The 24,371-nt window shown below is 71.4% G+C and carries 28 protein-coding genes; 15 read left to right on the forward strand and 13 right to left on the reverse strand.

All coding sequences use genetic code 11. The features are described from left to right. Positions 1 to 2 precede the first annotated feature (2 nt). Together ACFT55_RS08260 and ACFT55_RS08265 are read right to left on the reverse strand one after the other, a co-directional pair. The gene (locus ACFT55_RS08260; RefSeq protein WP_380243332.1) at positions 3 to 1,034 is read right to left on the reverse strand and encodes a pirin family protein; all 1,032 of its coding nucleotides are present in this window, start codon (positions 1,032 to 1,034) and stop codon (positions 3 to 5) included. Between the two features lie 829 nt (positions 1,035 to 1,863). Next, entirely contained in the window at positions 1,864 to 2,430 is a 567-nt protein-coding gene (locus ACFT55_RS08265; RefSeq protein ID WP_380243333.1) for a DinB family protein, read from the reverse strand. 52 nt (positions 2,431 to 2,482) lie between these two features. Here ACFT55_RS08265 and ACFT55_RS08270 point away from each other — a divergent pair, with 52 nt between their 5' ends. Then, the gene (locus ACFT55_RS08270; RefSeq protein ID WP_380243334.1) at positions 2,483 to 3,085 is read left to right on the forward strand and encodes a TetR/AcrR family transcriptional regulator; all 603 of its coding nucleotides are present in this window, start codon (positions 2,483 to 2,485) and stop codon (positions 3,083 to 3,085) included. A gap of 45 nt (positions 3,086 to 3,130) precedes the next feature. Here the strand turns inward: ACFT55_RS08270 and ACFT55_RS08275 are convergent, their stop codons facing one another. Further along, on the reverse strand, positions 3,131 to 4,015 hold the full coding sequence (locus tag ACFT55_RS08275) for a sugar phosphate isomerase/epimerase family protein (RefSeq protein ID WP_380243335.1): 885 nt from the start codon (positions 4,013 to 4,015) through the stop codon (positions 3,131 to 3,133). Between the two features lie 88 nt (positions 4,016 to 4,103). Between ACFT55_RS08275 and ACFT55_RS08280 the strand changes: the two genes are divergently transcribed. Then, positions 4,104 to 4,748, forward strand: a complete 645-nt coding sequence (locus ACFT55_RS08280) for an HAD family hydrolase (protein WP_380243336.1) — start codon at positions 4,104 to 4,106, stop codon at positions 4,746 to 4,748. A 24-nt stretch (positions 4,749 to 4,772) separates the two neighbouring features. Here ACFT55_RS08280 and ACFT55_RS08285 read toward each other — a convergent pair whose 3' ends face one another. Beyond that, a complete protein-coding gene (locus ACFT55_RS08285; protein WP_380243337.1) occupies positions 4,773 to 5,534 on the reverse strand; it encodes a GAP family protein in 762 nt (253 codons plus the stop codon). 121 nt (positions 5,535 to 5,655) lie between these two features. Here ACFT55_RS08285 and ACFT55_RS08290 point away from each other — a divergent pair, with 121 nt between their 5' ends. Further along, on the forward strand, positions 5,656 to 6,993 hold the full coding sequence (locus ACFT55_RS08290; protein WP_380243338.1) for a sensor histidine kinase: 1,338 nt from the start codon (positions 5,656 to 5,658) through the stop codon (positions 6,991 to 6,993). Next, entirely contained in the window at positions 6,990 to 7,715 is a 726-nt protein-coding gene (locus ACFT55_RS08295; protein WP_380243339.1) for a response regulator, read from the forward strand. The genes ACFT55_RS08290 and ACFT55_RS08295 overlap by 4 nt, the downstream gene beginning before the upstream one ends. 20 nt (positions 7,716 to 7,735) lie before the next feature. Here ACFT55_RS08295 and ACFT55_RS08300 read toward each other — a convergent pair whose 3' ends face one another. From ACFT55_RS08300 to ACFT55_RS08315, 4 genes are all read right to left on the reverse strand, one after another. Further along, positions 7,736 to 8,599: a carbohydrate kinase family protein gene (locus ACFT55_RS08300; RefSeq protein WP_380243340.1), complete on the reverse strand. Its 864-nt coding sequence runs from the start codon at positions 8,597 to 8,599 to the stop codon at positions 7,736 to 7,738. After that, positions 8,596 to 9,000 carry a DUF5655 domain-containing protein gene (locus tag ACFT55_RS08305; protein WP_380243341.1) on the reverse strand — a complete coding sequence of 135 codons (405 nt, stop codon included), beginning with the start codon at positions 8,998 to 9,000 and terminating at the stop codon, positions 8,596 to 8,598. Before ACFT55_RS08305 ends, ACFT55_RS08300 begins: the two co-directional genes overlap by 4 nt. Before the next feature lie 48 nt (positions 9,001 to 9,048). Then, on the reverse strand, positions 9,049 to 9,669 hold the full coding sequence (locus ACFT55_RS08310; RefSeq protein WP_380243342.1) for a calcium-binding protein: 621 nt from the start codon (positions 9,667 to 9,669) through the stop codon (positions 9,049 to 9,051). Between the two features lie 103 nt (positions 9,670 to 9,772). Next, positions 9,773 to 11,752: an NHL domain-containing thioredoxin family protein gene (locus tag ACFT55_RS08315; RefSeq protein WP_380243343.1), complete on the reverse strand. Its 1,980-nt coding sequence runs from the start codon at positions 11,750 to 11,752 to the stop codon at positions 9,773 to 9,775. Positions 11,753 to 12,436: 684 nt separating this feature from the next. Here ACFT55_RS08315 and ACFT55_RS08320 point away from each other — a divergent pair. The 7 genes from ACFT55_RS08320 to ACFT55_RS08350 all read left to right on the forward strand — a co-directional run bounded on the left by ACFT55_RS08320 (position 12,437) and on the right by ACFT55_RS08350 (position 16,925). After that, on the forward strand, positions 12,437 to 12,613 hold the full coding sequence (locus tag ACFT55_RS08320; protein WP_380243344.1) for a hypothetical protein: 177 nt from the start codon (positions 12,437 to 12,439) through the stop codon (positions 12,611 to 12,613). After that, the gene (locus tag ACFT55_RS08325) at positions 12,610 to 13,290 is read left to right on the forward strand and encodes a DUF2637 domain-containing protein (protein ID WP_380243345.1); all 681 of its coding nucleotides are present in this window, start codon (positions 12,610 to 12,612) and stop codon (positions 13,288 to 13,290) included. Before ACFT55_RS08320 ends, ACFT55_RS08325 begins: the two co-directional genes overlap by 4 nt. Positions 13,291 to 13,707: 417 nt before the next feature. Beyond that, the gene (locus ACFT55_RS08330) at positions 13,708 to 13,851 is read left to right on the forward strand and encodes a hypothetical protein (RefSeq protein ID WP_380243346.1); all 144 of its coding nucleotides are present in this window, start codon (positions 13,708 to 13,710) and stop codon (positions 13,849 to 13,851) included. Between the two features lie 111 nt (positions 13,852 to 13,962). Next, a complete protein-coding gene (locus ACFT55_RS08335) occupies positions 13,963 to 14,334 on the forward strand; it encodes a hypothetical protein (protein ID WP_380243347.1) in 372 nt (123 codons plus the stop codon). Position 14,335: 1 nt separating this feature from the next. Continuing rightward, positions 14,336 to 14,956, forward strand: a complete 621-nt coding sequence (locus tag ACFT55_RS08340; RefSeq protein ID WP_380243348.1) for a hypothetical protein — start codon at positions 14,336 to 14,338, stop codon at positions 14,954 to 14,956. A gap of 355 nt (positions 14,957 to 15,311) precedes the next feature. Next, positions 15,312 to 16,001 carry a hypothetical protein gene (locus ACFT55_RS08345; RefSeq protein WP_380243349.1) on the forward strand — a complete coding sequence of 230 codons (690 nt, stop codon included), beginning with the start codon at positions 15,312 to 15,314 and terminating at the stop codon, positions 15,999 to 16,001. 357 nt (positions 16,002 to 16,358) lie between these two features. Beyond that, complete coding sequence (locus ACFT55_RS08350; protein ID WP_380243350.1) at positions 16,359 to 16,925, forward strand: hypothetical protein; 567 nt, start codon at positions 16,359 to 16,361, stop codon at positions 16,923 to 16,925. A gap of 95 nt (positions 16,926 to 17,020) precedes the next feature. Here ACFT55_RS08350 and ACFT55_RS08355 read toward each other — a convergent pair whose 3' ends face one another. After that, positions 17,021 to 17,671, reverse strand: coding sequence for a hypothetical protein (locus ACFT55_RS08355; protein ID WP_380243351.1), 651 nt, complete (start codon positions 17,669 to 17,671; stop codon positions 17,021 to 17,023). 206 nt (positions 17,672 to 17,877) lie between these two features. Here ACFT55_RS08355 and ACFT55_RS08360 point away from each other — a divergent pair, with 206 nt between their 5' ends. Continuing rightward, a complete protein-coding gene (locus ACFT55_RS08360; protein WP_380243352.1) occupies positions 17,878 to 18,129 on the forward strand; it encodes a hypothetical protein in 252 nt (83 codons plus the stop codon). A gap of 129 nt (positions 18,130 to 18,258) precedes the next feature. On the opposite strand, the gene ACFT55_RS08365 is transcribed toward ACFT55_RS08360, so the two are convergent. The 3 genes from ACFT55_RS08365 to ACFT55_RS08375 all read right to left on the reverse strand — a co-directional run bounded on the left by ACFT55_RS08365 (position 18,259) and on the right by ACFT55_RS08375 (position 21,433). Continuing rightward, the gene (locus ACFT55_RS08365; protein ID WP_380243353.1) at positions 18,259 to 19,974 is read right to left on the reverse strand and encodes a recombinase family protein; all 1,716 of its coding nucleotides are present in this window, start codon (positions 19,972 to 19,974) and stop codon (positions 18,259 to 18,261) included. 31 nt (positions 19,975 to 20,005) lie between these two features. Further along, positions 20,006 to 20,143, reverse strand: coding sequence for a hypothetical protein (locus tag ACFT55_RS08370; RefSeq protein ID WP_380243359.1), 138 nt, complete (start codon positions 20,141 to 20,143; stop codon positions 20,006 to 20,008). Positions 20,144 to 20,236: 93 nt separating this feature from the next. Next, positions 20,237 to 21,433 (reverse strand): FAD-dependent monooxygenase, encoded by a 1,197-nt coding sequence (locus ACFT55_RS08375; protein WP_380243354.1) that lies wholly within the window; start codon positions 21,431 to 21,433, stop codon positions 20,237 to 20,239. Between the two features lie 102 nt (positions 21,434 to 21,535). On the opposite strand from ACFT55_RS08375, the gene ACFT55_RS08380 reads away from it, so the two are divergent. After that, positions 21,536 to 22,144 carry a TetR/AcrR family transcriptional regulator gene (locus tag ACFT55_RS08380; protein WP_380243355.1) on the forward strand — a complete coding sequence of 203 codons (609 nt, stop codon included), beginning with the start codon at positions 21,536 to 21,538 and terminating at the stop codon, positions 22,142 to 22,144. Positions 22,145 to 22,163: 19 nt separating this feature from the next. Here ACFT55_RS08380 and ACFT55_RS08385 read toward each other — a convergent pair whose 3' ends face one another. Beyond that, positions 22,164 to 22,385 carry a hypothetical protein gene (locus tag ACFT55_RS08385; protein WP_380243356.1) on the reverse strand — a complete coding sequence of 74 codons (222 nt, stop codon included), beginning with the start codon at positions 22,383 to 22,385 and terminating at the stop codon, positions 22,164 to 22,166. 127 nt (positions 22,386 to 22,512) lie between these two features. Between ACFT55_RS08385 and ACFT55_RS08390 the strand changes: the two genes are divergently transcribed. Together ACFT55_RS08390 and ACFT55_RS08395 are read left to right on the forward strand one after the other, a co-directional pair. Beyond that, on the forward strand, positions 22,513 to 23,244 hold the full coding sequence (locus ACFT55_RS08390; protein ID WP_380243357.1) for a cation diffusion facilitator family transporter: 732 nt from the start codon (positions 22,513 to 22,515) through the stop codon (positions 23,242 to 23,244). Positions 23,245 to 23,427: 183 nt separating this feature from the next. Next, complete coding sequence (locus ACFT55_RS08395; RefSeq protein ID WP_380243358.1) at positions 23,428 to 24,267, forward strand: aldo/keto reductase; 840 nt, start codon at positions 23,428 to 23,430, stop codon at positions 24,265 to 24,267. The last annotated feature ends 104 nt before the right edge of the window (positions 24,268 to 24,371 follow it).

Consider the following 24,371-nt stretch of genomic DNA (forward strand, 5'->3'; position numbering starts at 1 on the left):
GCTCAGCGGCGGGTGCGCGGCCGCAGGCGCACGTCGGGCAGGGCGGGCGCGCGCAGCGGCCCGCTCGCATACCCGTGCACCTGCCCGAACCGTCGGCCGGTAGCACCGTCGGCGTACCGGGTGGGTGTCGCCTCGCCGTCGTCCGCCACCTGCGCCATCCAGTCGGCACGCGCCTGTGCCACGTCGTCGTGCGTGCGGCCCACGAAGTTCCACCACATGACGACGTCCTCCGTGAAGGGCTCGCCGCCGATGAGGACGGCGCGCACGGGCGCGGCGCCCGCGGTCACGACCAGCCGGTCGCGCCCCGGGGCGACGTAGCCGAGCTGTGCCGGAGGCACCGTCTCCCCCTCGAGGGCGGCGTCCCCGGCGTCCACCAGCAGCGCGTACTCGAACGACGGGTCGGTGCCCAGCTCGAGGGTCGCGCCCGCCGGCAGGTCGAGCTGCGCGCCGACCAGCGGGGTGTACGTGCGTGCCGGCGACGACAGCCGCTCCCCCGCCACGTCGAGCGCACCCATGAACACCTGGACCCGCGCGCCGTCGTGCGTCGCGACCGGCAGGTCACCGTGGTGCTCGAAGTGCGGCTCCGACCGGCGGTCCGCCTCGGTCAGCACCGTCCACAGCTGGACCCCGTGCAGCATCGGCGGCCGCCCCTGCGCCGGGGACTCCTCGGAGTGGGAGATGCCGACGCCTGCCGTCATGAGGTTGAGCTCGCCTGGACGCACCGTCTGCAGGGACCCCACCGAGTCCCGGTGCAGGATCTCGCCGGCGAACAACCACGAGACCGTCTGCAACCCGATGTGCGGGTGCGGCGGCACCTGCATCCCCGCCGAGCCCGAGACGTCGTCCGGCCCGTAGTGGTCGCTGAAGCACCACGCCCCCACGAGCGAGCGCTGCCGCTGCGGGATGGTGCGGCGCACGTTCATGGCACGCGGGCCGCCGAGCGGCACGTCACGCGCAGTGAGCAGCTCGACGCCGGTCGGTCGCTCACCGGCGGTGCAGGTGCGTTCCGTGGGGCGCGTCTCCAGGTTGCTCATGGCCCGAGCCTAGGCCGCGCGGGTCGGTCCGAGGAGCGGCCGGCGGCAGCGGCGGCCCGGAACGTGCCGAGGCCCCCCGGGGCGGCCGGGGGGCCTCGGAGAACCGCGTACCCCTGGTCGACTTTCCCGGGGACCAGGGGTGCCGTGGCGACGTCACGACCCCGACCGCTCGTCGTGTCCCGTCCGCGAGGCCTGGTGCGTCGTCGCCTCTCAGGAACCCGTTCTCCACGAACAGCCGGGCGCGGGTGGTCTTCCGGCCCCGTACAGACACCTGTGTCGTCACCCACAACCCGCACCGCGGTACGGGACGGCCCGTCGTTCTCCGGTCGACCGTGTCCCGGGGAGAGGGCAGGCGACCGCCGTTCTGAAGAGGTACGCCGACCCGATCTCCACAAGACCGGTAGGCACGTTTCTAGACCCGCCACGGGTGCGGTGCAAGGGGTGCGGGGAGGAGAATTTCGGCCGGGTCTCCGGCCACAGCTTTGTCCACAACCTCACCCGCGGAATCCCCACACCACCCACAGGGCTGTGGAAGAAATCTGTGGACGACGCGCCGGGGGCGACACGCGCCAGCGACGAAGACGCACCGGTGGCCGCGCCTCCGAGTGCCCGGGCACCCGGCTCCCGGACACGTCAGGAACCGCGGAATTCCGCGGCTCCGGGCACCTTTCCACGGCTCTGGCGGCATGCTCGTGACGGGTCGACCGTCATCTCCGGCACGGTTCCAGCATGGAACGTCGCAGGTGAGGGCTGCGCGGCGCGCACGAGGGTTCTGCCGGGAACAGTTGTGGACAGCGCCTGTGGACAGAGCCTGTGGACGACGCCCGGGTCAGGCGCGCACGTCGTGCAGGTGGTGCACGACGTCGTGCAGGAAGTACTGCCCGAGGGTGAGCACCGTGAACACCGACCCGTTCGACCGCCGGCCGGTGCGCCCCTCCTGTCCCGCGTCGACGGCGTCAAACGCCGCCGCCACCACGTGCCCCGCGACGTCGATCTCGTCCGCGACGGCCGACGGGACCTGGTGGGCGTAGCCGCTCTCGACGGCCGTGACGTCCTGGTCCCAGTTCTCGAACGCGGGGTCGTCCTGCGTCAGCATGAGCGCCAGCCGCTCGTCGAAGATCCGGAAGACGTCGCGCACGTGCGCGGCGTACTCGAGGGGCGACCACACCTCAGGGCTGGGCCGCGTCGCCGCGTCGGGACGCTCCAGGGCGGCGCGCCACCGCGGCAGGGACTCCCGGACCGCGGGGCCGACGTCCGCGACGGCGACGTCGGCGGCGACGAAGCCGCACTCGGGGCACGGGCGCGCGAGCACCCAGGTCCAGTCCTTGGTGTCGGGCACGATGCCGGCCGGACGGTCGGCGGGCACGGGCTCGGACGATGCGGTGGGCTCGGTCACACCGGCACCCTAGCGTCCCGAGGTGCTGACAACGGATGCCTATGATGTCAGCATGCCCAAGATCATCGGGAAGAGCCTCCACGAGCACCGCCAGATGACCCGGCACAAGCTGTTCACCGCGCTGTCGACGCTGATGTCCGAGCGCGGCTTCGACTCGGTCACCCTCGCCGACATCGCGACGGCGGCCGGCGTGGGGCGGACCGCGGTCTACAACCACTTCCCGGACAAGGAAGCGCTGCTGCTGGGCTTCATCACCCACGAGACCGAGCAGTACGCGCAGACCCTGGAGCGGGCGCTCGCCGAGGTCGACGACCCCGTGGAGCAGCTGCGCACCTACATCCGCCAGCAGGCGCAGCTCACCCGCGTCTTCCACCTCGCTCCTGGCCCGGACCTGCGCACCGTGCTCTCGCGCACCACGCAGGCACGACTGCGCGAGCACGCGGAGATCGTCGAGTCCATCCTCAAGCGCATCCTGCGGGCCGGGATCGCGGAGGGCGAGTTCCCCGAGCAGGACATCGAGCCGACCGTGCAGCTGGTGAACGCGTGCCTGTCGGGCCGCCTCGTCCCGGACGACCCTGACGCTCGGGAGCGCGCCGTCCGCGCCACCGAAGCGTTCGTGCTGCGGGCCGTCGGCGCCCGCGTCCCCGTCGCCTGACGGCGGGCCCCACCCGTCCGGCCGCCTGTCCCGGCCGCCTGACGCCTACCAGGCGTCGGCGGGCAGGTGGTGGTGCTCGGGCGGAGGCGGCTGGTACGGCTCGGGCACGGACGCCAGGTGCGCCCGCGCGAACTTGAGGGCCGCCTGCAGATCCGCGTGCCGCTCGCTCGCGGTGCGCGCCTTGCGCGTCGAGATCTCGACGACGACGTCGCCGGCGTAGCCGCGCCGCACCAGCTCCTCCAGCACCTTGTCGCAGGCCATGTCGCCGCGCCCGGGCACCATGTGCTCGTCGCGTCCCGACGCCGTCCCGTCGGCGAGGTGCACGTGCCGCAGCTTGTCGCCGAAGCCGTGCACGAGGGCGAGCCCGTCCTGGTGCGCGATCGCGGCGTGCGAGAGGTCCAGGGTGACGGCGTCGTAGTCGTGCTCCGCCGGGTCCCAGCCGGGCAGGTACGCCTTCAGCTCCCGGTCGCCCCGCGAGCGCGGCTTCCACGGGTACATGTTCTCGACGGCCACGGTGACCCCACCGGCCTCGTGGACGCTGGCCTCGTTGAGCTCGTGCACCAGCTCCTGGAACTGCCGGGCGTACTTGTACTGCCAGCGGAACGGCGGATGCACCACGACCGTCGGCGCGCCCAGCTCCCCGGCCATGTCGACCGCGCGCCGCAGCTTGTCCGCCGGCGACCGGCCCCACACCCGCTGGCTCACCAGCAGGGTCGGGGCGTGCACCGACCGGATCGGCAAGCCGTGCTCGTCGGAGAGCCGCTGCAGCGCGGCAGGGTCCTGCGTGGCCTGGTCTCCCCAGACCATGACCTCCACCCCGTCGTACCCCAGCTCCGCGGCGACCTCGAAAGCGAACGCCGCGCGGCGTGGGTAGACCGACGCGGTGGAGAGCGTCACGGGAACGGTCACGTCTTCGTCGGCACCAGCCATGCTCCGCACGATAGCCGCAGCGGCTGAACGGAGGCTGACAACCGGCTGTCCTCGGGCAGCGCGCGGCGCGCCCGATAGGGTCGCGGGCATGGTGCGTGCGGTGGTGTTCGACGTCGGCGAGACCCTGATCGACGAGACCCGGATCTGGACCCGGTGGGCGGACCGGCTGGGCGTCCCGGCCCTGACGTTCCTCGGGATCCTGGGCGGCTGCGCCGCGCTCGACCTGTCGCACCAGCGCGCGTTCGAGATGGTGCGGCCCGACGTCGACGTGTCCGCCGAGATCGAGCGCTGGGCGCTCGACGACCCCGACGGGCTCCGGGAGAACTTCGACGCCGACGACCTGTACCCGGACGTGCGCGAGGCGCTCGCCGCCCTGCGCGCCGCGGGCCTCGCCGTCGTCGTCGCCGGGAACCAGCCGCCCCAGGCCCGGGCGGCGCTGGAGGCGATGGACCTGCCCGTCGACGCGATCCGCACCTCCGACGAGTGGGGGGTGCAGAAGCCCGACCCGGAGTTCTTCGCCAAGGTCGCCGAGCTCAGCGGCCTGCCCGCCGCCGAGATCGCCTACGTCGGCGACCGCCTCGACAACGACGTCCTGCCCGCCGCGGACGCGGGGATGATGCCCGTGCTCCTCCGGCGCGGCCCGTGGGGCTACCTGCACGCCGCGCGGCCCGAGGCGGCGCGCGCCACCGTCGTCGACTCGCTGCTCGAGCTGCCCGCCCTCCTGGCAGGCTGACCGGCCGCGGGCGCGCGGCAGGCGTCACCCGGTCCAGCCGAGGGCGCCGATCGCGTTGAGCGTGAGCAGCACCCCGAGGATGCCGAGGACCCAGCCCGTCATCTCCGCCGCGTTCCTGGACAGCCACCCGTCCAGGCGGCGCAGCAGCGGGTCGACGGCACGGGCCGCGACCAGGCGCCCGCCGAGCAGGAGCAGCGCCGGCAGCACCATCACCACGCAGTACGCCGCCAGGACGCCCACGCCGGCGCCCGTCGCGAGGTCCGACGTCGTGATCAGGCCGATCGCGGCCAGGTACGGCAGCATCGTGCCGACCTCGAGCGCCGCGGCCCCCAGGGCGAGACCCAGGAGCGGCAGCAGCGACCCGCCCTCCAGCCCTGTCGCGCGGGCCCGCCACCGCGACAGCCGCCCCGGCCGGGCACCCTCGCGCTCGGCGCGGGCCGCGGCCCTCTTGCCGTCGAAGCGGAAGCTCAGCGCGAAGAGGCCGAGACCCAGCAGGAGCTGCACGATCATGGCCGGCCTCGAGTCCAGCACGTCGCCGTACCGCTCCAGGAAGGCGCCCGCCCCGAGCAGCACCGCCACGCCCACCGCCAGGTAGAAGAGGGCGACCGTGCCGAGATACGCGAGGATGCGCCAGGCCCGGGGGCGACCGGGGGCCAGGAGCAGCCACACCGGGATCAGCAGGGTGCCGAAGCTGGTCGAGTCCACGAGGGCGAGCACCACCAGCACGCCCGCCAGGGCGCCGAGCCCGACGCCCTCCACGCCGCCGAGCTGCAAGGGAAGGTCCATGCCACCGATCCTCGGCGGCGGGCGCCACGACGTCGTCGGCCGGACGAGTGATCCTCGCGCACCGGCCGGCATACCTCCTTCGGACGATCCGCCCGCGGCCCCGTTGTGCTGGGATGGCCGGGTGACCACCGACCGCGCCGCGCCCCCCGCCCTGGGCGGCCTCGCGCGGCTGTGGGGCGGCGACGACCGGCGCGGGGACGTCCGCACGGCGGTCGGCATCTTCGTGCTCGGCTGGCTCTTCCTGCAGGTGGGCCTCGTCGGCCTGTTCGACGTCGGCCCCGTCGGCGCGACCACCCCCGAGCCGTGGTGGCGCGTCGCGCTGCTCGCCGTGGGGTGCGCCCTCACGCTCGCCAAGCGACACCACCCGATGCCGGCGCTCGCCGGTGGCGTCGCGGTCACGCTCGTCGACCTGGCCTGGGGCGGCAGCCTCGCCATCCTGCTCGTCCTGTGGGACCTGCTGTTCGCGGCGGCGACGTGGTCGGGCGCCACCGCCCGCCGATGGCTGTGGGGCACGGCGATCGTCCTGAGCGTCGCCGGGGCGGTCGCCGTCGGCGAGGCCACACGTGACGTGCGCGCCTTCGTCGCCATGAGCCTGAACCTCGGGGCGATCCTGCTGGTCCCCATGTGGTGGGCGGCCAACGTGCGGCAGAAGTCCGAGCTGGCGGCGCTGGAGCGGTCGCGGGCCGACGAGGCCGCGCGCACCGCCGAGCTGGAGCGCGAGCGCGCCGCCGACCTCGCCCGCATCGCGCAGCTCGACCGGCACGAGGCCGTCCAGGCGGAGCGGGCGGCGATGGCGCGCGACCTGCACGACGTCATCGCCTCCCACCTGTCCACGATCGCGATCCACTCGGGCGCGGCGCTCAGCACCCCGCCGGACGTCGACCGGGACCGCGGCGCGCTCGAGCAGGTGCGGGCGAGCGCGGTCGAGTCGCTCACCGAGATGCGGTCGATGATCGAGCTGCTGCGCGCCGACGCGCCCCGCGACCCGCTCGCGGCCCCGGGGCGGCTCGACCGGCTCGACGACCTGGTCGGCAGCGCCCGGGCGGGCGGAGCGACGGTCGTGGTGGACGACCCCGGCGACGTCGCCCGCGCCGACCTGCCGGCGGCCGTCGGGCACGCCCTGTTCCGGATCGCGCAGGAGGCGCTGACCAACGCGCGCAAGCACGCGCCCGGCGCCCCGGTCGCCGTGCGGCTGGCCCGGGCGCCGGGCCACGCCGCCGGCGTGACGCTGGAGGTGCGCAACGCGCCGCCACCGGAGCGGCCGGCCGGCGGCCCGGACGCGGTGCCCCTCCCCCTCAGCGCGGGCACCGGGATGCTGACCATGCGCGAGCGGGCCGAGGCGCTCGGCGGCACGTTCGAGGCGGCGCCCACGGCCGACGGCGGCTGGGTGGTGCGGGCGTGCGTCCCGGCCGGAGCCCGGGACGGCGCCGGAGCACGGGACGGAGACCTGACCCGATGACTTCTCCGCCGCCCGGCCCGGTCCGGGTGCTGCTCGCCGACGACCACGCCGCGATCCGCGCCGGGCTCCGCCTGCTCCTCGACGCCGCCGACGGCGTCGAGGTGGTGGGCGAGGCCGCCGACGGGTCCGCCGCGGTCGCGAACGCGCGGGCGCTGCGGCCCGACGTCGTGCTGATGGACCTGCGCATGCCCGGGACGGACGGTATCGAGGCGACGCGCCTCATCACCGCGGAGGGCCTGGCCGACGTGCTGGTGCTCACCACGTTCGACCTCGACGAGTACGTGGACGGTGCGCTGCGGGCGGGAGCCGCCGGGTTCCTGCTCAAGTCGGCCGAGCCCGCCGCGCTGCTCGACGCGGTGCGGCGGGTCGCCGCCGGCGACGGCGTCCTCGCACCCGAGGTCACGCGGCGGGTGCTCGCGCAGCTGACGGCCGGTGCCGCGCCGTCGGCCCCTCCCGGTGCGCCCGGGGAGGGCGCGCCACAGCCCGGCCCCGGGCTGCCCGTCCCTGCCCCGGACGACGACCCTCGGCTCGCGGGCCTCACCCCGCGCGAGGTGGACGTGCTGGGCGCGCTGGGGCGTGGGCTGTCCAACCAGGGCATCGCGGACGAGCTCGTCATCACCGAGGCGACGGCCAAGACGCACGTGTCGCGGGTGCTGGCCAAGCTGGGGGTCGCCTCTCGCATGCAGGCGGCGATCGTCGCGCGCGACGTCGGCCTGGCCTGACCGCGCCGCCCGCGGTCGCGTCAGGAGACCGGCGCGAGCCCTGGGCTGCGGACCACGCGGGCGGCGTGCGCGGCGGCGGCGGAGAGCGCCTCCGTCACGTCCGCCCCGCGCAGGTGCGCGTCGAGGAACGCGACGAAGAAGCCGTCGCCCGCGCCGTTCGTGTCGACGACGTCGTCCACGCGCTCGGCGGGGACGTCGAGGAACCCGTCCGCGGTGAGGGCCGTGGCCCCGCGCGCCCCGTGCGTGCACACCACGAGCCGCGCACCCGCGGCGAGCCGACCGGCCATGAAGGCCCGGTGGTCGGGCAGCCGGTCGGAGCTGAGGAACACGTGCGTGCCGGCCTCCGCCCAGGGGCGGTGGAACGCGGCGGCGCCGTCGTAGTCGTGCAGGTCCACCCACACGTCGCGCCCGCGCTCGGCGGCCGCGGCGAGCACCGGGAGGGAGTGGGCGGCGAGGTCGACGACGACGGCCGCCGCCGCGTCCACCGCCTCGAGCGTCGCGTGCCAGACGGGCCCGGAAGCGGGGACCTCGCCGGGCGCGCGCAGGTACACGGACAGGCGTCCGCCACCGGCGTCCATGAGGTTGAGGTGGCTCTCGGTGCGCCCGTCCGGCGCGAGCTCGGCGAGGACGCGCACGCCGGCGTCGTCGAGCACCTCGCGCACGCGCGCGCCCTCGTCGTCGTCGCCCAGGACCGTGCGCAGCACGACGCCGCGGCCCAGGCCGGCGAGGTTGAGCGCCTTGCCGGCCGACGTCCCGCCCACCGTGTCGTAGGCGCCCCGCGCGAACACGGTGTGCGGGGTCGGCTCCGGCAACGCGTCCAGGTGCACGATGCGGTTCCACGAGGCGGGTCCGGCGACGAGGACGTCGTCCCTGCGGCCGGTCATCCGCCGACCTTGCCGACGTGGGCGCCCGCGCCGACGGCGTACGCCTCGCGCAGCCACCCCACGAACTCGTCGTCGAGCTGCCCGGGCTCCGTGATGCGGAAGTAGTGCACGAACAGCCGCCGGGTGTACGGCGCGGAGCTCGTGATGCGGGGGCCGGTGACCACGCGCTGCAGGTCGAGGTAGCCGCGCAGCACACCGGCACGCGGGACGACACCGGCGAAACCGCGGCGCGACCCCTTGAGGGTGATGGCCGACTTCGAGACGGCCAGCGTGAACGGACCGATCCCCTCCGCCCGGTCCATGAACGCCCGGTAGAGCGCCAGCGTCGAGGCGGGCAGGTCCGCGAGGTGCCGGTCGACGGTCCACGCCGCCGGCCCCTCGCCGCTCGCGGTGTCGGTCATGGCCGGGACGCTACCGGCCACCACCGACGTCGGTCCGCGGACCCGGACTCAGTCGTCGAAGCCGTACCGGGCCTCCCACCGGTCCTCGTCGCGCTCCGACGCGCTGCCCTGGCGCACGACGTCGGTGCCGGAGCCACCGCTCAGCCGGTCGTCGCCCCGCTGCCCCTCCAGGAGGTCGCGGCCCGACCCGCCGGACAGCGAGTCGTTGCCGGAGCCACCCTTGAGGTGGTCGTTGCCGTCCCCGCCCTTGATCACGTCGCGGCCGCTGTCGCCGTCGACCTGGTCCTTGCCGCTGCCCGCCTCGATCCGGTCGTTGCCCGAGCCGCCCTCGATCTCGTCGTGGCCCGTGCCGCCCTTGATCTTGTCGTGGCCCCAGCCGCCCTCGACCTCGTCGTTGCCGGACCCGGCACAGATCACGTCGTCGCCACCCCGGCCGTCGATCTCGTCGGCGCCGCCGAGGGCGACGATGACGTCGCGCCCGGACGTGCCGCGGATGTCGTCGGCCCGGTCCGTGCCGACGATCGTCGCGCGCAGGCCGAAGCAGGTGGGGGCGGCGGCCTGCGCGGAGGAGGCGAAGGCCGTGGCGGACAGGCCGGCGGCCGTCAGCGTCGCCAGGGACAGCGCCGTGATCCGGCGGGCGCGGCCCAGGGGTGCGGTGTGCGTGCTCATCGAAGAACCTCCGTGTCGTTCCGGTGCGGACACCTGAAGCGTGCGGCGGCCCGATGAGCGGCACGTGGAGCGGGGATGAGGGCCTTCTCATCCCGCGCGGGCGTCAGCCCCGCAGCGGCAGGACGAGGGTCGCGTCGCCGCCGGGCGTGATCCGCACCGGGACGCCCCAGTCCTGTTGCGCCAGGTGGCACGCGGGGAAGACGTCCGGGTCGGGCTCGCCGTCCGGGCCGAGGGGGACGACGTCGCACGACGCGGCCTTGGCTGTCACGTGCAGCACACCCTCGGCGACGTCGGGGTTGAGGACGAGGTCCCGGGCGAGGTCGACGCCGTCGCCCGCGCCGTCGAGCAGGAGCTCTGGCGGGGTGGCGCTGACCCGCAGCTCCGTGGACGGACCCCACCGGTCGTCGAGCTTCTGGCCCGGCGCGGGCACGAACGGCACGTCCAGCCGCAGCTCGCCCGGGGAGACCTCGGTGGCCGGGCGCGCGACGCGTCGCGCCCCGCCGTCGAGCACCTCGCCCGCGACGTCGGCCGGCAGCGCGACCCGCGTGAGCCGGTGCGCCGCGGACTCCACGACGAGCAGGTGGACCGCGTCCCCGGTCACCTCGACCAGCACGTCGCTCGGCTCCGCGAGGCCCGTGGCGAGCGTGGTGACGACGTCCGACACCGGGTCGTAGCGCCGCAGCGCACCGTTGTACGTGTCGGCGACGACAACGCTGCCGTCGGCGAGCGCCGCCACCCCGAGCGGGTGCTGCAGCAGCGCCTCGGCCGCCGGGCCGTCGCGGTGGCCGAAGTCGAACAGCCCCTGCCCCACGGCGGTGTGCACCGTCACGGCGAGCCCCGTGCCGTCCGGGACGACGCGGCGCAGGGCGGACGTCTCGGCGTCGGCCAGCCAGATCGCGTCCCCGGCGTCCGGGCCGGTCGCCGGCGCCAGCCCCGACGGCTGCGCGAACCACGCGCCCGCGCCGGGGCCGTCCTCCAGCCCCTCGTTCATCGTGCCGGCGACGACCGCCATCGTGCCCTGCCCGTCGTCCGCCAGGGGGTCGAACGCCCACAGCGTGTGGTTCCCCGTCATCGCGACGACGAACACGCCGAGCCGCGGCGACCACGTGACGTCCCACGGCGAGCTGAGGCGGACCGACCGCGCCCGGTGGGCCGCGCTCGCGTCGAACGTATGGGGCGCGCCGACGACGTTCTCCTGACCGCCCACCATGAACTGCTCGCCGGTGCCCGCGACGGTCGTCACGGCGCCGTCGTCGAGCCGGACGCCGCGCAGCGCGTGGTTCACGGTGTCCGCGACGAGGACGTCGTAACCGAGCGCGGGCCGCAGCTCGTCGGGGACGAGGCACAGGCCGTTCGGCTCGCTGAACCGCGGCTCGTCAGGACCGGCGCCCCGCGTGTCGACCAGACCGCGCTCCCCGCTGCCGATGCGCCGCACGAGCGTCTCGCCGTCGGGTGCGAGCTCGGCCAGCGAGTGGTGCCCGGCGTCCGCGACGAGCACGTTCCCGCCGGGCAGCGTCACCGCCTTCGCGGGGAAGCGCAGCGTGCTGGGCGCCGGCGTGGGCGGCACGTACGGGCCGTCGCCGCGGTGCAGCGTGCCCTTCGCGTCGTGCTCCGCGACCAGCTCGTCCACGATCGCCTCGATCGCCGACGCGTGCCCCTCCCCCGCCATCTGCGCGACGACGTAGCCCTCCGGGTCGACGACGACCAGCGTCGGCCACGCCCGCGCCGTGTACGCGCCCCAGGTGACGAGCTCCGGGTCGTCGAGCACCGGGTGGTGCACCTCGTACCGCTCGACGGCGGCGGCCAGCGCGTCCGGGTCCGCCTCGTGCGCGAACTTGGGCGAGTGCACCCCCACGATCACCAGCTCGTCGCGGTGGCGGTCCTCCAGCTCGCGCAGCTCGTCCAGCACGTGCAGGCAGTTGATGCAGCAGAACGTCCAGAAGTCGATGACCAAAACACGACCTCGCAGGTCAGCGAGGCTCAGCGTCTTACCACCGGTGTTCAGCCAGCCCCTCCCGACCAGTTCGGAGGCGCGGACACGGGGCAGTCGAGACGAGGAAGCCACCCGGCCATTCTGCGACATCGCGTGGAGGTGACCGACACGTAGAAGCCCCCGGCGAGCGCTCCAACGCTCCCGAGGGCATGGCCGGGAGGTAGCCCGACTTGAGTCACCTTACTGCTCACGCACCGACGCGCGACATCATGACGAGCCTTGCGCGTGCCGGCTGGGGCGAGCTCTCTGGTTCCGCACACAAGGGCACGCGGGCCATGCTCCGCGCCCTGGTCGACCTTCTCCCCTACGGCTCCGGGGAGGGCCTCACCACCGCACCCCAGATCGCTGACGTCTCGGGCTACTCCGAGCGCTGGGTGAGGTCTCGCCTGGTGGAGCTAGAACAGCTCGGGCTCATCCTCTGGCGTCGTGGTGGCGTCGTCGCTGGGAAGTGTATTCCGTCGCACGTTCGCATCGTGAAGGGCGCCGTCCTGGCCCTCGTGGGGCTCGCACGGTCAGTCAAGGATGCAGCCGTGGCAGCGCGCCGCCTCGTGACGCAGCGTCGTGTCGAGGGTCTGTCCTTCGTCCTCGGCCGACGCCGCCGCGCCATCCGGAACTCGCTGCAAGCCCCCTCCCCCTCACGGGGAAGTCTCCCGACGCTTCCCCGTCGTGGCGCTTCCTCAGATGCCGAGTGCGACCACGGGGAGCCTCGCGGCTCCCGCTACTGCGCACTGTGCCGACGCGGCATCCGTCCCTGACCATCGGATAGGAGAAGCGATGAACACCGAAGCCCCTTCGCCGCAGGCGGATGCCAGTTGGAGCCCCGAGAGTGAGTCGTGGTTCCGGGCGCACCTTGCAATGGCGACCGTGTGGGACGAGAAGACGTGGAACAGGGCACTCGGGCGCTTCGAGCTCGAACTCGACACCTCCAAGGCTGCGGAGGACGGGCGTTGAGAATCCACCCCCGGATCAATCCGGACTCCCGACCCGTCCTCGCTGCCGTCGCGATCGGCACGGCTCTCGTCTTCCTGGCATGGTTCGCGCTCTCGTCCGTCGCCCTGTTCGACGTGGGTTTGTGGGGCAACGTCCCGGTGCCCCTCTCTGCTGCTGTCCCGGTCATGCTCGACGTTGCCCTCGTGGTTTACAGCCTCTCGGCTCTGGTGCGCCGGTCTCGTGGGCAGTCGGCACGGTACTCGTGGACACTCCTGGCGTTCTTCACTGTCGTCTCGCTCGTCGGCAACGCTACTCATGCTCTCGGCATCCCTGAGGCCGTACAGCCCATCGTGGGTGCCGTCGTCGTCGCACTCGCACCCCTTGCCGCTCTCGCGTCCCTGGGGAACCTCGCGGGGCTGGTTATCGCGGCCCCTGGCGCCCGGATCCTGCCGACGTCCTCGGCGCCAGTCATGGAAGAGGTGACGAACGAGCGCGCGAAGATGCTGGACCTGGTACTCACCATTTCGAGCGAGCACCACCAATCCAAGCGCTCCCCCGAGAACGTCCGACGCGTGCTGGACATGCTCAACAACGGCGCCACTCAGAAGGAAGCGGCAGAGACCCTGGGGTGGTCCCACACGCTCGTTCAACAGGTTGTGCGGGACGCCCGCCCCCTTGGCTTGCTCTCGGCGGCCTGAGAGTTCTCCCGCGTCTCTGGACCGCGTGAAGATGTCGGCCGCGAACCAGAGTGAGCCCGAGACCAGGCTTTGTACCGGCGCCGGTGAGAAGTCCACGGGCGGGCGGTCGCTCTGGGCTTGCTCTCGGCAGCCTGAGAGCTCACCCGCCACCATCCTCGTGACCGAGGGGCATGAGGACGCGATGGGGAGCGCTGGGCGTGCTGGCACTGGTGGTGACCGCCTGAACGTCCAGCCCCTCCGCTGCGGATCTGGCACAGCAGGGATGCGAAGGCATGGAACCGACACCCGCCAGCTCAGCAGCGACGGACGGACCGACGGAGGACGTGGCTGGGACATCTACGAAGAGTTCGAATCGAACCTTGACCAACCGCCCGGCCCGCTGCCGAGGATGCCTGGCGCCTGCCTGCATATCTGGCCATGCGGGACTCCCTAGCGGACCCGACCGAATGGGAGCGGCACGAGGACGACTCCGCCGAGTTGGAGCGCATCCGCGACGAATTGCGCGACGGGCTCCAGCAGATCGAGGCCGCCGACCAGCAGCCCGCCTTGTTCGCGGCGTGACACAGCGGCACCAGTGCCGGACTGGCAGCGGGTGATTCCTGAGTGTGGTCCGGTCCGCGCCGCTGCAGATCTGGCACCATGTGTCGGACCACCGTCGGAAGGGGCCGGCACGTGCGTGACCGTCTCGCAGGCTTGTCGCGAAACCAGCGGTTCGAACTTCACAGGATGCGCTACGAACGCAACGTGGAGTTGTGGCGAACGCTGTCCCCGTGGCTCGGTGGCGCGGTCCTCGCGCTCGCGCTGTGGCTCCCGCTCCACGAGCTAGTGCCCATGGTCGCGGCCCTGTCCGGCAAGTCAACCACCCTCAGCCTGAATGCCAGCATCGCCTGGGGGTCAGCGAGCGTCCTCGCGATCCTCGCCGGTGTTCAGTCGATTCGCGCCGGCAGAATCAAGGTGCGCTATAAGAAGTTGCGGGCTACCGTCGAAGTGAATCAAGCCGACGCTCTGGAAGAATCGGGCATTACAGTCAAGCGAGGTGGATAGGATGACCGTTCCCTCCGTGCTTGTGCTTTTTGCCGCACTTGCGACGATCGTTGCCGGCAGCTACCTCCTCTTCGTGCTCCCATTCCGAATGCGACGGGAACGTTTTGAAACGCTCGCCTACGAGTTGCGCGACGACCTCATTTCCACGGTCACCTCCGGCACGATTCGCCCTTCGCATTCTGCGGTGGTTCTCCTCAACATGGCCGAACGCTTGGCTCGCGAGTCCGGGGAACTCACTGTTGCAACTATCTCGATCGAGAGATACTTCAGCCGCGACCTCCGCACAGAGCTACCCGAGCCACCGAAAAGCGTCATCGACCCCTCCTGCCCAGATGCCGAGAAACTCATTCAGTTTGAAGAAAGAATGAATCAGCTCGGCATTAGGTATACAACTACTTCGTCGTTCGCCAGCATCCTGGCTTTCATTTGGTTTCCCGTGGTTGTCTCCGTCTACCGGCTGATGAGAGGGAGCAAGCCCACTACCGGCAATGCTCGCAGGACATTCGAAGTAGTCTTCGAAGATGACAACGAAACGATGGCCCGTATCGACACGCGGCCACTCGATCACTCAGACGCAAGACCCACGTACCGCAGCCACGCACCGCTGGCGAGCATCGGGTAACGGTCCAGCGACCCCGCTCGTCATCGTGCCCCGTGGGGCTGGAGCCGTCCTGGGCCATGCTCTCCTCAGCCCAACCACGAACGGCGGGCGCTCCGGCAGGCCCGAGCCGACAACGTCGCCCGTCTCCGGATCCGCACACGGGAAGCCCGAGAACGGCTGACCAGAGGTGAACTCGTCCAGGTCCGCGTACGCCTGGGCGGGGTCCTCCATGTCGCTGAACCGGTGCTCAGCAGCCCCGTCGTGCTCGTCGTGGTAGGTGCCGATGTGGGTCACGGCATGACCGAAGGCAAGTTCACCCAGTCAACCGCTCGGTGACAGATACGTTCCCCGGCGGTTGCCAGGTAGTTTCGCTGCCATGCCAGAGCCCACGCCGATGCCCACCCTCCATGTCATCACGGAGAGCACTGCTGGCTTCTGGGAGAACGGCGCACTGCTAGCCCTCATCGGCATCCTCGTCGGCACCGTCCTGGGTGGCGTAATCAGCCATGCCAGCGCGCAAGGTCTCGCTGGGCGAAAGGAGCAGCAGGACCTAGATACCGAGAACCGCATGATCCGACGCGAGCTCTACGTCGATGTTCTGCGCAAGTTCGACGACGTCCACCACGCCATCGGGGACTGGATCGCGTACGACGACAAATCGACGACAGGCAGGTCCAACAAGACGGCGGAGAAGCACGAGGCGGGCGCCAGGGTGGCGACGAGTCTGAACGACATGACCCTGCTCGCGAGTGCCGTGCTCATCAATGGAAACCGTGATCTCGCCCAATTCCTCCGCGAGGTGACGGTAAAGGAGAACCTACCGAAGGATGCCAACGGGAAGGATCCGGTCGACATAGCGGATCTCGATTCCGAACAGTGGAAGAGCTTCGGGGCTTGGCTGCGCGAGCAGCGAGAGACCGCCGAAGGCGGAATGGCATACGACATCCAGTACCTGAGCGCCAAGAGGGCGCCGTTCTGGGCGCGGCAGGTCGCCTTCTTATCGGTGATCCGGGAGCACTACCAGGAACGACGCGCAGAGCGAAAGGCAACTCGCGCCGCGAAGTAGCGCCTTCCGTACGGCACCCTGCCCGCCCTGGGTGAGGGTCGCTTCTTCTTTCGGATTGGACACGACGTGGTCGAGATCGAATCGGTGACTCCGGAACGAAATGTCGTGCGTTCTGCATACGGTGATGTGCAGCCCTCTCCCGCACGTGTCGGTCCTCAGCCATTCAGAGGCCGGCCGTACAGCGACTCTCGTGCACCCTCGGGATCCGTAGCCTCCAGGTCTCATGCAGCAGATCAGTCAACGGCGATCGACTCACGGAACGACCCCAAGGCACCATCGGGCTTCCCGGGTGGCAGTTCACCCGCCTCTGCGAGCGTCGTCCCCCCGGGGGCGACGCGCTCATGGCATGGTCAGTGCATGACTCTGGACGACATGAATCGCGTCGAGGTGACTGTACGTCCGGCTTCCTGGGCCGGCGATGACTCAAACAATGACGCTCTTGTCTTCGACCTCGCGGATCTGCAAGGTCTAGACGAGGACACTCTCCGGCGTGAGCTCATCGAGATGACCGGTGTTACCGACGGCTACCACATCGACGAACGCCGAGGGACCACCGAGTGGGGCGCTTCGGGTGCCACCTACGAACTCCTGCTTACGGTTGCAGAGTCCGCATGGCAGGAGATCCTCTCGATCGGCATATACGCCTTTTTGAGTAAGATGCGCAAGCAGTTCGGACGCCCGAGTTACAAGGAACCCAGGCGAAGCGAGGAAGAACTCGTGGAGCATGCGCGCTACCGCGTCGCAATGCGCTACGAGGGGGTGGAGGTTGACTCGCTTACCGTTCTCGAAACTGAGATCGGCTCCACATCCAATGGTCAAACCTTCTCGGTGCGCCTTGTCGACAACGCCGACGTTGAGTACCGGGTCTCGATGTCGGAGTTTGAGCACACAACCTTCGGACGGATCGAAAGGCGCTCACTTTAGGAGTGTCCCGCCGCCCTCTTCTTCGTGGTTCGTAGCAGCGCTAGGTGGGGGGATGCCCCGTAACCCTTCGACTCGGTACCGCCATGTCTCAGCAGCTAGGGTTCTGCCACGGTTTCAGAGTCGATCTCCTCCAGCTTGTCGACCGCATCCTCGAACCCCTTCTTCGCGGCCTTGCGCATCTTCCGGTTCCACGGGTGGGTGATCGACGCCGTCACGATCCATGCCCCCTGTGCGCCGGCGACACCGACAGCCAGCTTGAGCCTCACGACTGCCGCCGAGAACGGCCCGTCAGCGTAGGCCTTGGCCTTGTGGATTGCGCCGGAGTTCACCAGCTTCACGAGAGCCTCGCGTGCCAGGTCCACCCGGATCAGTTCCGGTCCGACATACTCGCCGGCGCTGTGGTAGCGGCCCATCAGGACCTCCCGCCACTCCTCTGTCGCCTCTCGGATCTTCGCCAGCTCCTCGGGGGTACGCACATGCTCGACTGCTGGCTGCGCTCCAGGGTCGGACTCGGCCTTGGCCTCGACAGCGTTCTTGACGGTGGCGATGAGGGCATCGATGTCGTTCTGATGCGCAATCTTCAACCTGTCGACGGCACGCAAGGCACGGGCGTGGTACGCCGTCCGCTCGTCGGCAGTCTTGAGGTAGTACGTGGAGGCCATACTGCGGGTCGCGGCGAACCACTGGATAGCGCCACCAATCGCGACGCCGGCGATCCCGATGAGGGCTGGTGCGAACTCCGTCAAGGCCGACTCCTACTCCCCGTACCGCTCCTTGTAGCGCCTTTCGGCTTCCTCGACCCGTTGCTTCTGCTCAGCAGGACGGCTTCGCCCCGACCGGCTACGTCGTCCAGGTCAAGGGTGCTGAGCGAGGCTGGGGAGGCCCTGGGGCGACGACGTCGCCCCTGACGGCTCCGGTCTCCATCTACCTCCACCGTCACGGCATCTCGTGGGTGAAGCCCCTCAACCACGGCGAGGTGCTGGACGCACTCACGGCAGCCGGGCTCACGGCTCGCAAGAACGGCTACAGCAACGGCGAGGTCCTGTCGATCACACACCAGCCCGTGACGCTCTCGGTGCCGCGCGACAGCATCAAGCCGTCGATGCTCGCGCCGGAGCAGCCGCAGCGCCCCAAGGCCCCGTGCCTGGTCTTCGACGTCCACGAGCCGGAGGCCGGATTCACCGGCGGCGACATGTACCGCTGATCCCCTAAACCTAGCGGGCGGTCGACCGCCGGCCGCCAGTCCGCCGACCGGGCAGGATTGAGCAGCGGCGTGGGCCGTCTAGGCTCCCTCGCGAGCCCAGGTCTTGAGTGAGGCCGGGACCCAGACCGTTCAGCGGCCCGTTTCCGCCGCACGCCGGGCACGAGCCTCGGCCTTACGGACGGTGTCCCGACGCCTGCCGGGGTGCGGAACGGGCCTTCCGTCCTCGGGCCAAGTCGTGCCGTCGACGAACGTGATCACGCCACGTTCGACGGGGAGAAATCTGGCGCCCCTGTACGGAGCCCGGTAGACATCGACACGACGCACGAGGGTTTCGATGAGCTGCCGCTGCGCGCCTGCGTCCAGGTCGTCCCAGCCCTCGGCGAGGTACTGCAAGTCCTGGAGCGAGTCGACCGTCAAGCCGATGCCTGCCTCGCGTTCCGCGAGTGCGAGCTCGGCGCTTGCGAGTGCCTCACGAAGGCGCGGCATCTCATTGGCAGCTTCTTCCTCAGTCAGGACACCAATAACCGCGAGTCGGCGCGCCCGTGCGAGCTCTGCCTTGGCGACTTCAACCGCCGCCGCCTTCGCCTGGCGTTCGGCTCGAAGTCCGTCGTCAGCTTCACCCGCCCAAACTGTGAAAGCGGCACGTATGACGGGGTCGTTCGGGTCAAGGCCTGATACGAAGATGAGAGCTCGCCCAATGACGTACTCATCCATGTCCTCGACCGGGCACGTGAACCCGCCGCACCGGCCAGCGCCGAGCGTGGCGTTTCCACAGCGGTACGACTTCCTCGCCCCACCACCGCTCCGCACGGCCAGCTCGCCGCACTCGGCGCAACGCAGTCGCGAGCCGAGCAGCGACTGGTGTGGTTTGCGACCAACGGCGCGTCCCTTGGACTTCGCAGTGCGTCCTTCGACTCGGGCAAGGATCATCGCCCGCTCATCAGGAGTGATCACGCCCTCACCGACAGGTACAGCCTCGCCTGTTTCGACCGACCGGTAAACCTCCGCAACGGCGGGCCACCCGCCCTTGGACCCGTCATCGTTGATGATCCTTGTCCGGACGCTCTGGAGACCGGCCCAGCCCGGCGAGCGGACGATCGCGGACAGGGTCGGGATGCGCCACTTCTGAGGTTGGCTCTCGACATCGACGTCGAGACCCCGCGCTTTGCGCACGACGTTTGACCCCCATGCCTTGCCGCTCGCAAGCGTTACCTTCCGCGTGTTCAGGTCGGCAACCACCGCGTAGAGCGTTGCTCCTTCGAGGAGGGCTTCCGCCGCGCTGCGCGCCTCTGGATAAGTCTCGGGATCATGTTCCAGACGGCCATCCGGAGCCACTCTCAGGCCCCACGGTGGCTTCCCGCCGAGCCAGAGGCCCTCTTCCCGCCGGTAGCGCTTGGTTCGCGCGACATTGTCACCCAGCTTCTCGGAGTACTCCCGTGCAATCTCGCCTCGGATGATGATGTTCAAGCGCTGGTTCGGGTCACCCGTGTCGGTGCCGTCGACGCCGAGAATCCGCCGTCCCGTGGCGGCGTGACGAGAGAGCATCGCTCCGAGAGTGTCGGAACCTCGGCGGTCGGCCCGGTCGAGCGCCCACACGATGATCGTGCGGAACCGTTCGCCCGCGCCGAGCTCGGCCAGCGCAGCCTCCCATTGAGGCCTTCGCTTCCCACTTCGGGCACTGGCGCCGGTGCCCTCTCGTTCGCGGTAGACCTCGACGACATCGAGTCCCTCCCGCTCCGCGAGAGCGCGCGCCTCGCGCTCCTGCTCGTCAAGAGTCCGGTTCGTTCCGATCTTCCCGCTGGATCGCCGGACATAGATCGCAGCCGCCTGCTCGGGAGGGTTCACCACACCATTCTAGGCAAGATCGTGCTAACGTCTAGACCGTCCAGAAGTCGAGGACCACGACTTTTCCGCGCAGGTCCGCGAGCGTGACGTCGCGGCCGCCGGTGTTGAGCCAGCCGCGACCCACCAGCTCGGAGGCACGGACACGGGGCAGTCGGGAGGGAGAAGTCACCCGAGCATTCTCTCCCGGTTTCCGTGCGGCAGTTCGGGATCTGGTCGGCAGCTTGAGCTGCCGACCAGCGAACGAACTGCCGCTCTGACGCGGTCAGTGCACCAGCGCAGGCAGCTCGACGGCGCGGGCGGCCCGGTGGATGGGCGCGACCATCGCGGCCATCATCCGCTCCTTGCCGGGCAGCTTGTCCATCACCCGCAGCATCGCGAGCGAGGCGCGCACCTGCCCGCGCGTGCCGACGACCATCCGCTTGATGTTCGCCGGTCCGAGGGCCTGGTTGGCGTCCACGAACGGGCGCATCGTCCGCTCGTAGTCGGCGAACGCCGCGACGTGGTCGTCGTGCGCGTCGAGGGCGGCCGCCAGGACGTACGCGCCCACCAGGGCCATGCTCGTCCCCTGCCCTGACGCCGGCGAGGCGCAGTGCGCGGCGTCCCCGAGCAGCACGGTGCGGCCCTGCGACCAGCGGTCCATGCGCACCTGGCTCAGGGAGTCGAACAGCAGGTCGGGCGAGGCGGGGACGTCCGCGAGCAGGGCCGGCACCTCCCATCCCTCGCCGGCGTAGGCCTCGGCGAGCAGCTCCTCCCGGCCCGCGCGGTCGAGGCCCTGATGGCCCAGCGGCCCGGACGACCACAGGAACATCGCCCGGGCGCCCTCCTCGCGCGCGGTCGCGTACACCAGGGCCGTGCGGCCGGGCCCGACGTAGGTGACCTCTTCGCGGTCGAGGCCGAGGCGGTTGGGGACGGTCGCGACGGCGACGTAGTAGCCGAGGTCCGCGACGTACCTCTCGTCGGGGCCGAAGGCGAGGTTGCGCGTCGTGGACCGGAGCCCGTCGGCGCCGACGACCAGGTCGTAGCGGCCCGTGCGCCCCGAGGCGAAGCCCACCTCGACGCCGTCGGCCGTGTCGTCGAGCGACGCGATCGAGTCGCCGTAGACGTGCTCGGCCCCGGCGGCGCCCTCGCGCAGCAGGCGGTGCAGGTCGCCCCGCAGCAGCTCGACGTCGTCGTGCACCCGGCCGCCGAACGTGTCGCCGTCCATGCTGGCCGCGCGCCGGCCGCGAGCGTCGACGACCGTGCCCGCGCGCACCTCGGTCCGCATCGTGCGCGCCTCCGCCAGCAGGCCCATGCGGTCCAGGACCTCGAGGGCCGCACCCCGCACGTCGACCTTGTAGCCGCCGGCGCGGGGCGACGTCGCGCGCTCGACGACGGTCACGTCGTCACCGCCCGCCGCGAGCCGGTGGGCGAGGGCGAGGCCGGCGACGCCTGCGCCGGAGACGAGGATCGAGCGGTTCATGGGAAGACCTCCAGCCGAGGGAACGTGACAGAGACCACCGTAGCCACGGTTAAGACAGATGTGCAAGACGTTTGTTTCATACATTTGAGCTAACATGGCGTCATGACCCGCAGCAGCAAGAACACCGGGACCGGGGCCGACGGGAGCTCGGCCGCTGAGAACAGGGCCCCCGGAAACCGGGCGGCGCTCCTGGTCGCGGCCCGCGACTGCCTCCGGGAGCGGGGCTACGCGCGGACCACCGCCCGCGACATCGCGAGCTCCGCGGGCGTCAGCCTCGCGGCGATCGGCTACCACTTCGGGAGCAAGGAAGCACTGCTCGACGCCGCACTCGTCGACGCCTTGCGCGACTGGGGTGACACCCTCGAGGCGATCGGCGCAGAGGACCACGGGTCGACGCCGGGCGAACGGTTCCGTGCGGTCTGGGCGCGCGTGGTCGCCTCGGCCGCGGCGGACCGCTCCCTGTGGGCGGTGCAGTTCGAGCTCCTGGCGGACGCGGCGCGCGACCCCGAGCGGGCGGCGTCGCTGGCCGGCGCCAACGCGGAGGCGCGCACCGCGCTGGCCGCACTCTTCGGGCTCCCCGCGGAGCAGGGCCCCCTCGTGCAGATGCTGCTCCTCGGGGCGGTCTCGCACGTGCTGCTCGACCCTGCCGACACCGTCGGCGCGGAGGACCTGCTCGCCCAGGCGTCGGCGCTGGTCGACCTGACCCGCTGAGCCCGGCCGCGGCCCCGGGTCAGAGCGCGGTGACCGCCCCGACGACGGTCACCTGGACCGGGACGCCGTCGACCTGCGGCGGCACGTCCTTGCGAGCGCCGAGGGAGACGACGTTGACCTGGAGCACCCAGTCGGTCTCGTCACCGCGTTGCGCGAGCCCGACGCCGCGCACCCCCTCGACGCTCCGGAGCACCTCGCGCAGGGCAGGCTTGGCGGCGCGCGCCTCGTCGATCGTGACCATGGAACACCTCCGACTGACTCCCATTGTGCGCCTCGGGCGCCCCGGGGCACAGGCCGGGAGCCGGGACGCCGGCGCCCGAGAGCGGACGACCTTCCGACAGTACACAGTTCCCTGTACCTTCGGTGGGGTGACCACCGCGCTGCGCCCCGTCCCGCCTGCCCGCCGCGCCCTGCTCGAACGCAGGGTCCGCTGGGTCGTGGCCACCACCATCGTCTACAACGTGGTGGAGGCGGTGGTCGCCATCACCGCCGGTCGGGCCGCGTCCTCGGCGGCGCTCGTCGGATTCGGCCTCGACTCCGTCGTCGAGGTGCTGTCCGCCGCCGCCGTCGCGTGGCAGTTCGCCGCGCCCGACCCGCACCGCCGCGAGCGCGCGGCGCTGCGCCTGATCGCCGTGTCGTTCTTCGGGCTGGCGCTGTTCGTCACCGTCGACGCGGCCCGCACCCTCCTCGGCGCAGCCGAGCCCGACCACTCCCCCGTCGGCATCGTCCTCGCCGCCGTCAGCCTCGCCGTCATGCCGTTCCTGTCGTGGGTCGAGCGCCGCACGGGGCGAGAGCTCGGCTCGGCGTCCGCGGTCGCCGACTCGAAGCAGACCCTGCTGTGCACGTACCTGTCGGCGGTGCTGCTGGTCGGCCTGGTCCTCAACGCCACGCTCGGCTGGACCTGGGCCGACCCGCTCGCGGCACTCGTGATCGCCGGCTTCGCCGCGAAGGAGGGCGTCGAGGCATGGCGGGGGGACGCCTGCTGCACGCCCGTCGGCGCGCTCCTCACGGGCAACGACAGGTGTGATGACGGGTGTGATGACGGGTGCGACGACGGGTGCTGCTCACCCCGCGGCGGCGAGGCGGCCGGTCCACGCTGACCACCGGCGGCGCCGATGACGCCGGGCCGCCCCGCCGGGTCGGGCTGACGAGCGGGGACGCCCCTCCAGCCTGCTCCGGCGTGACCCCTGGGGCGAGCCCGGACGGCATGGGATCGATCACGCGGTGCGGTCATCTCCCGGGCGCCCTCTGCGTCACGGGCCAGGGCGGGACAGGATGGAGCGATGAGCACCGCGATCCCGTCCCTGTCCCTGAACAACGGCACGTCGATCCCGCAGCTCGGCTACGGCGTCTTCAAGGTCCCGCCGGAGGACACCCGTGAGCTGGTGCTGACCGCCTTGGAGGCGGGCTACCGGCACATCGACACCGCGCAGATGTACCGCAACGAGCGCGGGGTCGGCGAGGCGCTCGCCGCCTCGGGCCTGCCGCGTGACGACCTGTTCGTCACCACCAAGCTGAACAACGCGTTCCACGAGCACGACGCCGCCCTGGAGGCCTTCGACCGGTCGCTGGACGAGCTGGGCCTCGACCACGTGGACCTGTTCCTCATCCACTGGCCGCTGCCCGCGGTCGGCCGGTTCGCCGAGGCGTGGGGCGCGCTCGAGGAGCTCTACCGCTCGGGCCGCGCGCGGGCGATCGGTACCTCCAACTTCCAGCCGCACCACCTGCGCCGCATCCTCGACGAGGGCACCGTGGTGCCCGCCGTCAACCAGGTGGAGATCCACCCCTGGTTCGGCAACGAGGAGGTCCGCGCGTTCGACTCCGAGCACGGCATCGTCACGGAGGCGTGGTCCCCGCTCGGCCGCGGGCGGGTGCTGGAGGACCCGACCCTGGCGCGCATCGCCGCCGAGCACGAGCGCACCCCCGCCCAGGTGGTGCTGCGCTGGCACGTGCAGCGGGGCGACGTCGTCTTCCCCAAGTCCGCGACGCCGGCGCGCATCCGGGAGAACCTGGAGATCTTCGACTTCGAGCTGACCGGCGAGGACATGGCCGCCATCACGGGCCTCGACCGCGACGAGCGCATCGGCTCCCACCCGGACCAGATGAACGACACCGGCCGCTGACCCGACCCGCCCGCCACCCCGGGTGTTGTGGGTACGAAAACGGCGAGAACTCGGTCGCGAATCCTCGCCGGGTTCGGAGCCCCCACCCGCCCCCGGGGGGGGAG

The organism is Isoptericola sp. NPDC057191, assembly GCF_042670225.1.
Lineage (GTDB): Bacteria > Actinomycetota > Actinomycetes > Actinomycetales > Cellulomonadaceae > Isoptericola.